Raw genomic sequence first — 13,968 nt, forward strand, 5'->3', positions numbered from 1 at the left:
TTTATTAATCATTAATTTCAACAACTTTCTCACCAAAAAGCTCTTTAGCTAATGTAACTGTTTCATCTATTTTTTCGTCTTCTTGCTCTTCATCTTCTTGGGGGCTCTCTGATTTTAGATTAGACACATATTCTGCTCGAACTTCTTGCCAATCTTGTTCAGCAAGCGAAATTATTTCTGGAGCAAAACCAATAATCGAACTTAAGAGATTACCACAAAAATTTTGCAACTCTTCGTTTTCACTGACTCTTTTTGCAAGATTTTCATGAGGAAAGGTCACAACAACAAAGTTCTCTGAGGCAGCGACTGGAGAGGTATTATTAAGTAAAGCTCGGTCTGCCGGTTTAGTCACCGAGGCAACAAGTTCAGGCCAAGCGCTTAATGCAGCCTTTCTAGCCTCGTTTGTTGCTTCAGCCAGAGCTTTATAAATTAAATCTTTATTAATCTGTCGTTTTTTAGGCGCTACCGCTTTTGGACGTTCTCTAACTTCTCGTGTTAAAGGATTATTTTGTGAATCTGAACTTCCTTGAACTTGACCTGTTGAAATCTGAGCTTTCAACTGATTGATTTCTGCTTTTAGGGCAGCAATTTCAGCACCTATTTCATTAGGAACTTCTGTTTGCGAAGCTGTCAGCAAATGTGTTTGACCCACTTCGGCCAAACGCATAGTCATGACATCTGCCGCAATCTTCGTTTGTGTTGTTTCCTTTATCGTTTTCAAGCTCTCAATCGCAATATCTATCCAAGAAAAAATTTGATTGCGTTCGTATTGAGCGTTCTTGTCCAAAAGCAAATCGCGAAGATAGGCAAGTAAGTCTTCTGTAAAACGAAGCATATTTTTACCCTCAGCAAAAATCTTATCCAGTTCTGTCAGCGCTTTTGATTCGTCATTTTCAAAAAGTGCCGAGACATAACTCACTAAAGCGTCCGCCGCAATTGAGCCTGTGACAAGCAAGGCGTCTTCTTCTTCCAATTTTCCTGCTGAAAAAGATAAGGCTTGGTCTAGTAAGGACAAAGCATCTCGCATCCCACCCTCAGCTGCTTTAGCAATCACATCAAGGGCTTTATCTTCAAATTCAACCCCTTCGTCCCCAAGAATTTTTCCTAAATAAGTCCGAATATCGGCCGTCGTGATTGATTTAAAGGCAAAGCGTTGAACTCTTGAGATGATGGTTGCTGGAATTTTTTGCAATTCAGTCGTAGCCAAAACGAAGACCACGTTTTCTGTAGGTTCTTCGAGGGTTTTCAAAAGTGCATTAAAGGCGCCTGTCGAAAGCATATGCACTTCATCAATGATATAAACTTTATAAGTTGCTTGACTTGCCGCATAAGTTGACTTGTCGCGAATTTCACGAATTTCATCCACCCCATTATTTGAAGCAGCATCAAGTTCAATAACATCATCTAAGCTTCCTTTTGTGATTGAATCACAAATAAAACAATTATTACAAGGTTCTCCATCCACTTGATTAGGGCAGTTAATTGCCTTGGCAAAAATTTTAGCTGCAGAGGTTTTCCCTGTTCCTCTTGGACCAGAAAAAAGATAAGCATGTGAAATTTGATGATTGACAATCGCATTTTTAAGCGTCGTCGCTACAACTTCTTGTCCCACCATTTCATCAAATCTCTGACTTCGATATTTTCTATATAATGCTTGATATGCCATTTTTCTCTTCCAATTTTTTACTTACTATTCTTTTTAAATCGCCGTTTAGTACAAATCTTGTCCGAGGCTATAATTTAAATCTTTCAAAATTTCTGTCGAGGCATTACGAGATTGAATCAATTCATCAATATCTTGTGACTGATAGTTTCTTAACGCCTGTCTGAGTGCAAACATTCTCGCTCTGTCAATCGTTGCTTGATCTGCTTCAGCAGATGCAAAAAATATTTTACGACTTTTTTCGTCAAAAATTGTCCAGGCAATCGCCAAATCATATGCTGGATCACCACTAACAGCTTTGTCAGTAATTTTTACATTAACTAATTTTCCGTCAGAAACAATTAAATTTTGCGGAATCAATTCGCCTAAAACCCAGACGGGCGCTTTTGTCCATTTTGTTTTTGCAGCAAAATCGAACTTTTCTTGCAATAAATCGGCAGGGACTACTTTTTGATAAAGTTTCAAAAGCTCTATCATTTCTGCTTCAAAGAAAATCAAGTCAGAACCAGCAAAAGCATTTTCAAAATTAGGTGCTCCCGCCTCTTTTGTTGGTAGATGATGCAATTGATACAAAAAATTTCCTAATTCTTGTGCAAATTCACGAGAATCACCAATGTTATCTGGATTTACAGAAAATCCTTCTTTTCCATCAAAGCGGTCAGCAATAAACTTTTTAACTATTTCACTCATTTTTCTCTCCGATATTCTTCAAATTTTTGACTTAACCTACTTCGAAAAATTTAAAATCGGTCATGTCACATAAAATACTAGCAAATTCTTCAAGGTATTTTTGGTCAATTTCATCATAAAAACCAACCTCAGAGCTGTCCAAATCAAGAACTCCCACCAAGTTGCCATCTTTAACCATTGGTACCACAATTTCAGACATCGCACGTCCGTCACAGGAAATATAATTTTTGTGTTTTTTTACATCTTCAACAATCATTGTTTGACGAGTTTGAGCTGCTTCTCCACAAACTCCTTTACCCATCACAATTTCAACGCAAGAAACTGAACCTTGAAAGGGTCCTAAAATTAGTTTATCCCCATTATATAGATAAAAACCAGTGTAGACTTGCTCAGGCAAGAAGCTCCAAAGCAAACTACTTGCATTTGCTAAATTCGAGAGTGTATAATTTTGTTCACTCAACAGTGCTTTTAGTTGCAAATTAAGCAACTCATAACCTTCGATTTTTTCTTGTTTATTCATCTTGTTGCTCCTCAAAAATAATATAACTCATTATATCATTTTTTAAAGGCAAATTTTAGATTAGTTTTGATATAATAAAAACCATGAATAAACTAGAAGAACTTCGAAACAATATTGATCAAGTGGACCAAGAAATCGTTCGACTTCTTGAAAAACGTATGACAATTGTTCAAGAAATTAGCCAAGAAAAACAAAAGCAAGAAATTACTATTTTAGATGCTTCACGCGAACAAGCCGTTTTGGATTTAGCGCGGAAAAATACTGAAAATCCTGCTTATCAAGAAACAATTATTAATACATATAAAGATATAATGAAAAATTCTCGTCTCTATCAAAAAGAAAAACGAGAAAAATAAAAAGTTACTGACAAAAATTCGTCAGTAATTTTTTTATAATTTAAATTGTCCAGCTAAACTGTCTCGCAACATCATATATTCTAATTGTGGTAAATCAAGTAAAATCAATTTACTATTTTCTAAAAGGCCCTGTTCTTTCAAAGCATTTAAAAATCCCTTGATTTCAGTCGTTCCTAAATAAAGACACTCAACCAAAACAATGTGTTTTTCCTTAGTCATTTGACCAATAAAGTGAGCAAAGTCTTCTGCTGTTAAAGCACGGTCAATATCTGAGCGCCCAACTACCACTAAATCTTCATCTTTATCCTTAACTATTGCAGCCAATTCTTTAAAAACTCCTGAATCGACCTTTGAATCATCTTTAGTTTCTGCTTCAATCGACTCCTCAATTTCCGCATATGCCCCTCGGTCAATCATTGCAACTGTAGCAATTTCACCATATTTCAAAGTAGTCAGTGAATCTTTCAAATTATTAAGTTCCATATTTTCCTATGCAAACCTACTTTTTATCAAAAGTATTAGGATTCGCTTCCTTTCTCCTTTTAAATTCATAAAACCTATCTCAAGTTTACACTGACTTTGTGAAATTTTCAAAAAATCTGGCTCTTTTTGTAACTTCAAACCTGATGTAAAGTTTTATCAATAAAAAATAAGGGCCATTTGCTATAATAAAACTATAACAAAGAAAGGACTTTTTATTATGAAATTTAAATTTAAAGGAATCAATTACTACGAGGACTCTGAAAACAATTATGTCGGCGCAGTAAACACTTGCTCAATCGTTAAAGAATTCGCTGATTTTCAAGCAGCAATTGATTACGTTGCAGACCACAAAGGATTTTTAATTGCTGAAGACGGAAAAACTGCTTTCAACGTCTTGACAATTACTGAAATTGATTAAAAAATTGAATGAAATAAAAACACTGACAGACATTGTCAGTGTTTTTTATATATTTATATATTAGTAAAGTTCTAAGTAATTATCAATTTCCCATTGTGATACAAATTGTGCATAGCTTGCCCATTCGATACGCTTCGCCTCAACAAAGTTAACCAAAACGTGTTCGCCAAGTGCTTCCGTTACGATTGTGTCTTCGCGCAAAGCCTTAACCGCATTGTGTAGAGTAGAAGGCAAATCTGTAATTCCATGTGCTTTGCGTTCTTCTTCAGTCATCACATAAATGTTTGATTCAATTGCTTCTGGTGCTTCCAATTTATTTTCAACACCGTCAAGACCTGCTGCCAAAAGAACAGCCAAAGCAAGATATGGATTTGCTGTTGGGTCAACGGCACGAAGTTCTACACGAGTTGACAAGCCACGTGAAGCAGGAACGCGAATCAACGGTGATCTGTTACGTCCAGCCCAAGCAACATAAACTGGGGCTTCATAGCCAGGAACCAAACGTTTGTATGAGTTAACTGTTGGGTTTGTGATGGCTGTAAAGTTATAAGCATGTTTCAAAAGTCCGGCGATAAAGCTATGAGCAACATCTGAAAGTCCCATATCTCCAGCTGGATCAGCAAAAGCATTGGCACCATCTTCAGTAAATAAAGACATGTTACAGTGCATTCCAGAACCATTGATCCCATGAACTGGTTTTGCCATGAACGTTGCATGTAAACCATGTTTACGCGCAATTGTTTTAACAACAAGTTTAAAGATTTGAATATTATCACACGCTTTTAAAGCATTAGTGTATTTAAAGTCAATTTCATGTTGACCGATAGCTACCTCATGGTGAGAAGCTTCCACTTCAAATCCAAGGTCTGTCAATACATTAACGATTTCACGTCTTGTATTTCCTGCAAGGTCTGTTGGGGCAAGGTCAAAATATCCACCTTTGTCATTTACTTCAAGTGTTGGTTCGTCATTTTCATTAAGTTTGAAAAGGAAGAACTCAGGCTCAGGCCCAAGGTTAAAGTTCTTAAAACCTAATTTTTCCATTGATTTGAGGTTACGTTTCAAGACACCACGTGGGTCTCCAGCGAAAGGTTCACCTTCTGGAGTGTAAACATCACAAATTACACCTGCGACTTTACCATACTCGTCACCCCAAGGAAAAACAATCCAAGTGTCAAGGTCTGGATAAAGATACATGTCTGATTCATTGATACGAACGAATCCTTCAATTGACGAACCATCAAACATCATTTTGTTTTCAAATAATTTGTCCAATTGTTCATCTGTTGCTGGAACTTCAACGTTTTTAAGTGTTCCAAGAATGTCTGTAAACATCAAACGCAAGAATTTGATATCCTTTTCTTTGACGTCGCGACGAATGTCTGCTGCTGTGATTGTCATGCTTTACTCTCCTAGTTAAATTTTCGCTGTAAACTTGCTTGACAAATTATGTCAACCAAATTTACATCCGCGGTTGGGTAAAATGAGTGGGATTAGGAGTCCCGAATCTCCCTTGCTGGGCAAATTCGCGTTCAAGTGCATGGTGGACTTCTCCGATAGATAAAGTTTGAGCTTTTTTAGCATCCCTTTTTGCATAAATTTCCTTGATATCCGCAATATTATTGCCTTCTTGCAGTAAATCAGCAATATCAAAAAGGGCATCTATGTCATTGAGCGAATACATGCGACGATTACCGTCACTTCGCTCTGGGAAAATAAGCTCTTGCTCTTCGTAGTAACGAATCTGCCTTGCGCTTAAGTCAGTGAGTTTCATGACAGTTCCTATTGGAAGTACCGCCATAGAGCGTCTTAATTCACGTTCTTTCACCAAATCTCGCCTCCATACGTATCATTATAGACCTTGTCTTTCGCAAAGTCAAGCTTCAATGTGAGATTTTCTCACATCAGTTCTTTTTATTTGAAATTTATTAGACAATTTTATCTAATAATTTTTGACAACCTGCATTAACCAGTTGATAAGTCTCTTGAAAATCTCTCGTAAACCAAGGGTCTGGAACGTCATTATCTAAAAGCATTTCAATTTTATGAGCTGTTCCAGCGGGCGCCATTTCCCTTAGATTTTTTAAGTTAGATTCATCCATTGCGATAATTTTATCAAACGCATAGAAATCAGTGCTAGTAATTTTTTGGCTGCTTTTATGGATATCAAAATCAATCCCTTGTTCTCTCAGCTTTTCTTGAGTACCTCTGTGAATTGGATTCCCGTGCTCCCAAGAAGATGTTGCACGACTTTCAATAATAAATTCGGACTCGTGTTCTGATTTCAGCACTAAATCTTTCATGACAAATTCTGCCATTGGACTACGACAAATATTTCCTAAACAGACAAAAACAATTTTTTCCATGAGTTCCTTACTTTATATAATTTATAGATTAACTAATTTTGGGCATTTATTCTATTATACCTTATTTCATAAGATATTACTGACAGAATTCTAAAAGGAAAAAGCTTGCCAAAATCTGACAAACTTTTCCTTTTAGAATTTCTATCATTCCTCTTCATTATAAACGTAACCCAAATGCTCATAAGCTCTTTGGGTAACTTTACGTCCCTGTTTAGTTCTCATCAAAAATCCTTTTTGAATCAAATAGGGCTCATACATGTCTTCGACAGTTTCGCGGTCCTCAGCAATATTTACTGCCAAAGTCCCAATTCCAACAGGTCCACCGTGATACATTTCAATCATTGTGCGCAATATTTTTTGGTCAATATAATCCAAACCAGCAGCATCAACATCAAGAATTGTCAAGGCTTTGTCTGTAATAGCTTTATCCACTCGTCCATCACCCATGATTTGGGCAAAATCACGCACTCGTTTAAGTAAACGATTGGCAATCCGCGGAGTCCCACGACTGCGTAAAGCAATTTCCATAGCAGCATTATCAATGACTTCAACCTCAAAAATATCAGCTGTTCTTTTAACAATTTCCTCTAAATCACGCTCTTGATAATATTCCATGTGACTAGAAATACCAAAGCGGGCCCGCAATGGATTAGAAAGCATCCCAGCTCTCGTTGTTGCGCCAACCAAAGTAAAAGGTGGTAAGTCTAAATGGACCGAACGTGAGCCGTCACCAGAACCAAGCATGATATCAATGTAGAAGTCTTCCATGGCGCTATAAAGCACTTCTTCAACCTGCATGGGCATCCGATGAATTTCATCAATAAATAGGACATCCCCAGGTTCTAATTCATTCAAAATTGCGACTAAATCACCTGGTTTCTCAATAGCAGGACCAGCGGTTTGTTTAATATTAACCCCAAGTTCATTGGCAATCACAAATGCCATGGTTGTTTTACCAAGCCCGGGAGGACCAAAGAGTAAAACATGGTCCAAAACTTCTTCCCGCATTTTTGCCGCTTTAATAAAGATTTCTAACTGTTCTTTGACTTTGTCTTGACCAATGTATTGATTGAAAAATTGCGGGCGAAGAGATTTTTCAATGCCATAATCCTCTTCCATTGGCTCTTTATTTAATATATCATTCATCGTTTCGACTTCCTTTTAGAAATTCATGTGCTGTCAGTGCTTTTATCAACTTTAAAGATTCACTTACGAATAACAATTACTTCTCTAGCTGTTGGTATTTTACTGACAGCCTGATCACAGGACAGCTAGATTTTTGTCAGTAACTTTTATTTCATCATAAGTTTTAAGGCTGATTTGATATATTCTTCACTGGTTAATCCGGCTTCTTGCGCCAATTTTTTCTCAATTTTCTTGAGTTCTGTCGCCTTATAGCCCAAAGCTTGCAAAGCTTCAATGGCTTCTTCTAAAGCCAGATTACCAGCAGGCGCAGCATCAAGAAGGGAAATCCCAACAGCTCCTGTCGCATCAAATTTCCCAGCTAAATCAAGCACCATTTGCATGGCTGTTTTTTTACCAACTCCTGGAAATTTCGTCAAATACTTAATATCGCTATTATCGATAGCATTGATTAAACCTTCATTGTCAGCTGCCGCAATAATAGCTAGAGCTGACTTTGGCCCGATTCCTGAAACACTAATTAGGCGCAAGAATAAAGCTTTTTCAGCCTCATTAACAAAACCATATAAGCTATGTGCATCTTCCCGAATAACTTGATGAACATAAATCTTTACTTCTGTATTCATTAAAGCAGACCAAGCATAAGGATTGGCTACGCTGATAAGATAACCTATTCCCGATAGGTCAATCACGATATTTGTTGGGGAAATTTTAACTAATTTTCCATTTAGATATTCAAACATTTTTTACTTTTCTAATTTTTTGATTAACTGACCGCTGCCAGTTCTTTTCTTTTACTCAAAATCTTTCCAAGAGGCCGCTTTTGAACGATGCGTTTCTTGGATTCTGCGGAACATTTTTTGAATGTCATCTCCTGAAAAATGAACAATCGTTGGCCGTCCATGCGCACAACTATAAGGATTTTTACAAGTTGCTAATTCTCTAAGCAAAGCTCTAGCAGACTCGGCATCAAGGGGATGGTTGGCTTTGATTGAGCTTTTACAAGCAACCATTGCGGCTAAATCATGCCGATATTTTTTGAGTGAAAATTCTTTTGATGAGAGAATAATATCAATCATTTCATTAATTGATTTCTCTATCTCAGTTTCTTTTAACCAAATCGGATGTTCTCTTAATATGAATTGATTTTCTCCGTATTCTTCCAAGAAAACCCCTGCTTCATGTAACAAATCCTTTTTCTCAGCTAAAACAATAAAATCATTTTTGGGTAAAGTAAATAAATATGGCGCAAGTAAAATTTGTTGCTCTATGCTCACTTCGCCGATTTTATCTTTCCAATATTCATACTTGATTCGCTCCTGAGCCGCATGTTGGTCAACCAAATAAAGACCCTCTTTTGACTGACAAAGTAAATAAGTCGCATGCAGTTGTGCCAAGTATTCTAGTTGGGGAAAAGTTGATTGCTGACTCAGCTTCTCAATATTATCAAAATCAACTCCAAAGTTACTGACAGAATTTTTTGGGGTTCTGTCAGTAAATTCATTTGAACTTTCGACAGTTCTGTCCGTAATTTTTTCACTGACAGAACCAGTTTCTGGCTGATTAACTGTATAATCAGTAGAATTTTGTTCAGTCAAAGAATCTGAATTATCGTTTTTATTGATTTCAAAAATCGCTTCTTCTCTGACAAAAAAATCTTGACGAACATTGTCATAGTATAAAGGATTATTCTGTAAAGGAAGTTCCGTTTGAACAGAAACAGTCCCCTTTTCCTTGGCTCTACCTTGCAAATTTTCCAAAGCTTCTGGAATCAAAACCCCTTCTGATAAGGCCTCATCAATCGCTTTAGAAATTAAAGTCATCAATTCACGTTCCTTAGACAAACGTACTTCTTGTTTTGTCGGATGGACATTGACATCTGCTAATTTAGGGTCAATTTTAATTGATAAAACAGCAAAAGGAAAACGTCCAACCATCAATCGGTTCCCGTAACCTTCTAAAATTGCTCGATTCAACAAAAAATTCTTGATAAATCGACCATTAATCAAAATCGTGATATAGTTACGATTCGCTCTTGTCAGCTCGGGTAAACTGACATAACCTGTCAGTTCAAAATCTAAGTCCGAGCCATTAATCTCACGCATTTTTTTCGCCGTTCCAATGCCATAAATTGCAGCAATCACTTGGCGCAAGTCTCCATTTCCCGCCGTTTTCAAAAATTCTTTACCCTCATTAACTAAAGTAAAAGAAATCTCTGGATGAGCGAGGCTCAAACGATTGATAATATCTGTAATATGAGAAAGTTCAGCCTGTAAAGACTTGATATACTTGAGCCTTGCTGGTGTATTATAAAAAAGATTCGCAACAGAAATTTTTGTCCCTAACCGCTTTGCAAGTGGTTCTAAAGTTTCAATCGTCCCACCTTTGGCAATCAGTTTTGTCCCAGCTTCTTCCTGAGCATTACTTGTTTCAATCGTCATCTGGCTGACAGAAGCGATTGACGGCAGAGCCTCACCCCGAAAACCGAGCGTTCTAATTCGAAATAAATCAGCTGAATCTTTGATTTTACTTGTCGCATGACGACGCAAAGCCAAAGCCACATCTTCTTTTTCTAAGCCCAAACCATTATCTGTGACTTCAATTAATCGCAAACCTGCTTCTTCAACATTGATAATAATTTTACTGCTTCCAGCATCAATTGAGTTTTCGACTAATTCTTTGACAACACTAGCAGGCCGCTCAACCACCTCTCCAGCAGCAATTTGATTGGCGAGCGCTTCATTTAGTTCAATAATTTTTCCCACAATAATCTCGCTCTCTTGTTTTTATAAAATTAATTCTAATTATAACACAAAAAGCATGGGCTCGCTTTTCATTTTTTACTGACAAAAAATGATAGACAAGATGAAAATTGTCTATCATTTTTGCATTAATTAGTAGTTTCCAAAATCGCGGTATCCATTATCAAAATTATTATAGTTGTTAAAAGCAAAGACTAATACGAAAATAAGAATCAAAATTGCAATCACAAATAATACAATTCCAATGATGAATGCAACGAATCCTGCTCGGTTCCAACCGTCCATGACCTTACGGAACTCTTCCTCATCACGATATTTATTATCTCGGTTTTCAAGTGCCCATTTTTCACCATGGAAACCAAAAACAATCATCCATACAATCCCAAAAATCCAACCTACCCATGGTACCAAAGTAAGTAGAATCAAAAGTCCCAAATAAGCGCGATTGGCAATCCCAAACCACATTGTTAAAGCGAAAGCTCCCCAGTTCCATTTGGTCTTAATTTCATCCCCCTCTTCAGATAAAGTCTGAACGGGAATATCAGCGTAGGCAGATTGTTTAGATAAATCCGGACTTACAATTGAACTAAAATCAGAAGTTTCACTTTCTGCTTGAAGAGGTTTTGAAATGACAGCTTCTTCAATCACCGGCTCAGAAACTTCTCCTTCTGCAATCACTGGTTCTGAGATTATTTCTTCTCCAATTTCAGCTTTAGAAGGCTCTTCTTGTGAAGTCTGATTTTCAGTTTTCGCCTCTACTACTGTCTCTTCTTGTGTTTCAGGACTCTCATTGATTTCTTGTCCTTGAATCTCTTTTTCATTTTCCATGTTAGCTCCTTTTTTCGTTAGCTCCGCTCAATTCATTTTTAAATGAATTTCTTTTAAACAATTATAGCGTTTTTTCTTAACTTATTTGTAAAATAAGCTTGTTACCTAATCAGAGTGAATCTTTAAGTTCCCACAAGAAATTCAAGGCTTCTCTTGCAGTCATATTATCAACATTCTGTCCTTTTATTTTTTCAATAATTTCAGACGAATTTTCAGCAAAATCAAATAAACTGAGTTGTTCTTGTTCGTCAGCAACTTTTTTTGCTGGTAAAGGTTTATTTTCTAACTTCTGCAAAATCAAATCTGCTCGCTCTAACAAAGTCTGTGGCAGGCCAGCGATTTTTGCCACATGAATCCCATAGGATTTATCGGCTGGTCCATCTGTAATCTTATGTAAAAAGGTTACATTTCCATTTTGCTCCAAAGTTGCAACATGAACATTATCTAAATGATCAAGTTCTTTATCTAAATCAGTCAATTCATGATAATGAGTAGCAAAAAGTGTTTTTGCTCCAATATGTTCGTGAACATATTCAATAATCGCTTGAGCGAGAGCCATCCCATCATAAGTTGCCGTTCCTCTCCCCAGCTCATCAAAGATAATCAAAGAGCGACTTGTCGCCTTTTGAATGGCATGATTGGCCTCAGACATCTCAACCATAAAGGTTGATTCCCCTGAAATCAAGTTATCACTGGCACCAATCCGTGTAAAGATGGCATCAAAAATTGGTAAATTAGCTGTTTCGGCTGGGACAAAAGATCCAATCTGAGCCATAATCACTGTCAGCGCAAACTGACGCATATAAGTCGATTTCCCAGACATATTCGGACCTGTGATGAGCTGAATATCAGTTTGTTCGGGCAGTTCAATATCATTTGGGACATATTCTTGAGCTCCCATGACCGCTTCAACTACGGCATGACGTCCCCCTTTGATTTCAACAATTCTTGAGCCTTCTGTAAGCGTCGGACGGATATATCCTTGTTTTTCTGCAACCACAGAAAGACTTTGCAGACAGTCAATTTCAGCAATAGTTTTGGCTAGAGCTTGAAGTCTGCCAATATACTGTTCTGTTTCAGCCCGAAGTCCCATGAATAAATCATACTCCAGAGAAGATGATTTTTCACGCGCTTCCAACATAATTTCTTCAATTTCAGTCAATTCCTGAGAACCAAAACGCTCAGAATTTTTCAGAGTTGCCTTACGATAAAAATGTTCAGGTACACTATTCAACTGACTTTGGGTGATATGGAAATAATAACCATCCTTGCGATTATAATCAATTCGCAGTGTAGAAATACCTGTTTTTGCTTTTTCATCTGCTTCCAATTTTGCAATCCACGAAGTTCCATTTTCAAGAGCCTCACGATATTTATCTAATTGAACATTATAGCCTTTTTTAATAATGCCCCCTTCGGTAATCGTTCTTGAGGCATTTTCACTAATGGCAGAATTAATCAAGCCAGACAATTCCGGAATTTCATCCAATTGGCTTCTTAACTCATTTAAGGGCGTTTCATCAAGAACTTCCAAAATATTTTTGATGGCAGGAACATTTGATAAGGAATTAGCCAGCTGCAAAAAATCAACAGGAACAGCCTTACCAAAAGAAACCCGAGAAGCTAAACGTTCTAAATCGTAAACTCCTTTAAGAGCCTCTATTAAATCAGAACGTTCAAAGAAATGGTCTAAGAAAACTTGGACAATTTCCATTCTTTTTTGAATAGCTGAATTTGAAACTAAAGGACGGTCAATCCACGAACGTAACATGCGCGTCCCCATCGCTGTTTTTGTTTCATCAAGCAACCAGTAAAGGGTCCCATGTTTTTTGTTTTCTCTTTTATTTGCTGTCAGCTCTAAAGAAGATTTCGTCGCAAAGTCCATTTGCAAAAAATCTTTAATTTCATAGTGCTCAACTTCTTGTAAGTGACTCAAGTCACGCATTTGCGTTTCTTTAACATAAGCCAATAATTTTGAAGCGGCTTGATTTTCTAAGGTGGTCAGTCCTGATAATTCTATCAGTAAATTTTCAGGAATCTCAAATTGTTCTGAAATCAAAAGATTCATTTGTCTTTCAAAAACTTTTACTTGAGCCTCATCTAAAGGAAAACCAACAACAATTTCACGCGCTTTGAGCGAGGCAATTTCCCCGACGACTGCTGAAAATTCGCTGAGCTCTGTCACCTTGAATTCCCCAGTTGATAAGTCCATATAAGAGAGGGCATAACGTTTAGCTTTAAAATCAATCGCTACTAAGAAATTATTATCAACTGAATTTGCAGTATCAATTGTCGTTCCTGGTGTAATGACTTGTGTCACGGCACGTTTGACAATTCCTACCGCTTTTTTCGGGTCTTCCATTTGCTCAGCAACTGCCACTTTATAGCCTAAGTCAACCAATTTATCAATATATTCAGTTGCCGCATGGTGGGGCACGCCAGCCATCGGAATTGGATTTTCGGAATTCTTGTTTCTTGAAGTCAGGGTTAACTCTAATATTTGAGCGGCATTTACCGCATCCTCATAGAAAAGTTCATAAAAATCACCCATCCGAAAGAGCAAAAAAGCATCGGGATAATCCTGTTTGATGTCTAAATATTGTTGCATTCCTGGTGAAATTTTTTCAGCCATTTTTTTCTTCCTATCCCATCTAAATTATACTGACAAAAGATACTAACCTATCTGTCAGCAAGTCTGTCAGTATTTTTTCATTACATTTCTACTGACAGATTTTCTTC

Annotated in this window: 14 protein-coding genes; 2 read left to right on the plus strand and 12 right to left on the minus strand. The window is 37.1% G+C overall.

The features are described 5' to 3' along the window. Window positions 1-4: 4 nt before the first annotated feature. Genes dnaX through KW2_RS11230 form a run of 3 tightly spaced genes read right to left on the minus strand, consistent with a single transcriptional unit; the run spans window position 5 to window position 2,873 of the window. Entirely contained in the window at window positions 5-1,666 is a 1,662-nt protein-coding gene (gene dnaX / locus KW2_RS11220) for a DNA polymerase III subunit gamma/tau (RefSeq protein WP_021037993.1), read from the minus strand. 45 nt (window positions 1,667-1,711) lie between these two features. Next, window positions 1,712-2,353 carry a phosphotransferase gene (locus tag KW2_RS11225; RefSeq protein WP_021037994.1) on the minus strand — a complete coding sequence of 214 codons (642 nt, stop codon included), beginning with the start codon at window positions 2,351-2,353 and terminating at the stop codon, window positions 1,712-1,714. A gap of 31 nt (window positions 2,354-2,384) precedes the next feature. Continuing rightward, a complete protein-coding gene (locus KW2_RS11230) occupies window positions 2,385-2,873 on the minus strand; it encodes a GAF domain-containing protein (RefSeq protein WP_011677247.1) in 489 nt (162 codons plus the stop codon). A gap of 83 nt (window positions 2,874-2,956) precedes the next feature. Between KW2_RS11230 and KW2_RS11235 the strand changes: the two genes are divergently transcribed. Beyond that, on the plus strand, window positions 2,957-3,229 hold the full coding sequence (locus tag KW2_RS11235) for a chorismate mutase (RefSeq protein WP_011677248.1): 273 nt from the start codon (window positions 2,957-2,959) through the stop codon (window positions 3,227-3,229). 33 nt (window positions 3,230-3,262) lie between these two features. On the opposite strand, the gene KW2_RS11240 is transcribed toward KW2_RS11235, so the two are convergent. Then, window positions 3,263-3,712: a hypothetical protein gene (locus KW2_RS11240; RefSeq protein ID WP_021037995.1), complete on the minus strand. Its 450-nt coding sequence runs from the start codon at window positions 3,710-3,712 to the stop codon at window positions 3,263-3,265. A gap of 217 nt (window positions 3,713-3,929) precedes the next feature. Here KW2_RS11240 and KW2_RS11245 point away from each other — a divergent pair, with 217 nt between their 5' ends. Continuing rightward, entirely contained in the window at window positions 3,930-4,130 is a 201-nt protein-coding gene (locus KW2_RS11245) for a hypothetical protein (protein ID WP_011836112.1), read from the plus strand. A gap of 60 nt (window positions 4,131-4,190) precedes the next feature. Here the strand turns inward: KW2_RS11245 and glnA are convergent, their stop codons facing one another. From glnA to mutS, 8 genes are all read right to left on the minus strand, one after another. Next, window positions 4,191-5,531 (minus strand): type I glutamate--ammonia ligase, encoded by a 1,341-nt coding sequence (glnA, locus tag KW2_RS11250; protein ID WP_021037996.1) that lies wholly within the window; start codon window positions 5,529-5,531, stop codon window positions 4,191-4,193. A gap of 61 nt (window positions 5,532-5,592) precedes the next feature. Continuing rightward, entirely contained in the window at window positions 5,593-5,958 is a 366-nt protein-coding gene (locus tag KW2_RS11255; RefSeq protein WP_011836114.1) for a MerR family transcriptional regulator, read from the minus strand. Between the two features lie 100 nt (window positions 5,959-6,058). Next, window positions 6,059-6,496, minus strand: a complete 438-nt coding sequence (locus KW2_RS11260; protein WP_021037997.1) for a low molecular weight protein-tyrosine-phosphatase — start codon at window positions 6,494-6,496, stop codon at window positions 6,059-6,061. A gap of 144 nt (window positions 6,497-6,640) precedes the next feature. After that, window positions 6,641-7,642: a Holliday junction branch migration DNA helicase RuvB gene (gene ruvB / locus KW2_RS11265; RefSeq protein WP_014573419.1), complete on the minus strand. Its 1,002-nt coding sequence runs from the start codon at window positions 7,640-7,642 to the stop codon at window positions 6,641-6,643. Window positions 7,643-7,788: 146 nt separating this feature from the next. Beyond that, window positions 7,789-8,382, minus strand: coding sequence for a Holliday junction branch migration protein RuvA (gene ruvA / locus KW2_RS11270; RefSeq protein WP_021037998.1), 594 nt, complete (start codon window positions 8,380-8,382; stop codon window positions 7,789-7,791). Window positions 8,383-8,433: 51 nt separating this feature from the next. Then, window positions 8,434-10,404, minus strand: coding sequence for a DNA mismatch repair endonuclease MutL (gene mutL, locus KW2_RS11275; RefSeq protein WP_021037999.1), 1,971 nt, complete (start codon window positions 10,402-10,404; stop codon window positions 8,434-8,436). Between the two features lie 129 nt (window positions 10,405-10,533). Next, a complete protein-coding gene (locus tag KW2_RS11280; protein WP_021038000.1) occupies window positions 10,534-11,229 on the minus strand; it encodes a hypothetical protein in 696 nt (231 codons plus the stop codon). Between the two features lie 109 nt (window positions 11,230-11,338). Further along, a complete protein-coding gene (gene mutS / locus KW2_RS11285) occupies window positions 11,339-13,861 on the minus strand; it encodes a DNA mismatch repair protein MutS (protein WP_021038001.1) in 2,523 nt (840 codons plus the stop codon). Window positions 13,862-13,968: the final 107 nt, after the last annotated feature.

The sequence above is a fragment of the Lactococcus cremoris subsp. cremoris KW2 genome (genome assembly GCF_000468955.1).
In the GTDB taxonomy this organism is placed as follows: Bacteria; Bacillota; Bacilli; order Lactobacillales; family Streptococcaceae; genus Lactococcus; species Lactococcus cremoris.

Bases quoted from the DNA above. Each gene is read 5' to 3' on its own strand.
- dnaX (WP_021037993.1), bottom strand. From the start codon at position 1,666: ATGGCATATCAAGCATTATATAGAAAATATCGAAGTCAGAGATTTGAT.
- KW2_RS11225 (WP_021037994.1), bottom strand. From the start codon at position 2,353: ATGAGTGAAATAGTTAAAAAGTTTATTGCTGACCGCTTTGATGGAAAA.
- KW2_RS11230 (WP_011677247.1), bottom strand. From the start codon at position 2,873: ATGAATAAACAAGAAAAAATCGAAGGTTATGAGTTGCTTAATTTGCAA.
- KW2_RS11235 (WP_011677248.1), top strand. From the start codon at position 2,957: ATGAATAAACTAGAAGAACTTCGAAACAATATTGATCAAGTGGACCAA.
- KW2_RS11240 (WP_021037995.1), bottom strand. From the start codon at position 3,712: ATGGAACTTAATAATTTGAAAGATTCACTGACTACTTTGAAATATGGT.
- KW2_RS11245 (WP_011836112.1), top strand. From the start codon at position 3,930: ATGAAATTTAAATTTAAAGGAATCAATTACTACGAGGACTCTGAAAAC.
- glnA (WP_021037996.1), bottom strand. From the start codon at position 5,531: ATGACAATCACAGCAGCAGACATTCGTCGCGACGTCAAAGAAAAGGAT.
- KW2_RS11260 (WP_021037997.1), bottom strand. From the start codon at position 6,496: ATGGAAAAAATTGTTTTTGTCTGTTTAGGAAATATTTGTCGTAGTCCA.
- ruvB (WP_014573419.1), bottom strand. From the start codon at position 7,642: ATGAATGATATATTAAATAAAGAGCCAATGGAAGAGGATTATGGCATT.
- ruvA (WP_021037998.1), bottom strand. From the start codon at position 8,382: ATGTTTGAATATCTAAATGGAAAATTAGTTAAAATTTCCCCAACAAAT.
- KW2_RS11280 (WP_021038000.1), bottom strand. From the start codon at position 11,229: ATGGAAAATGAAAAAGAGATTCAAGGACAAGAAATCAATGAGAGTCCT.
- mutS (WP_021038001.1), bottom strand. From the start codon at position 13,861: ATGGCTGAAAAAATTTCACCAGGAATGCAACAATATTTAGACATCAAA.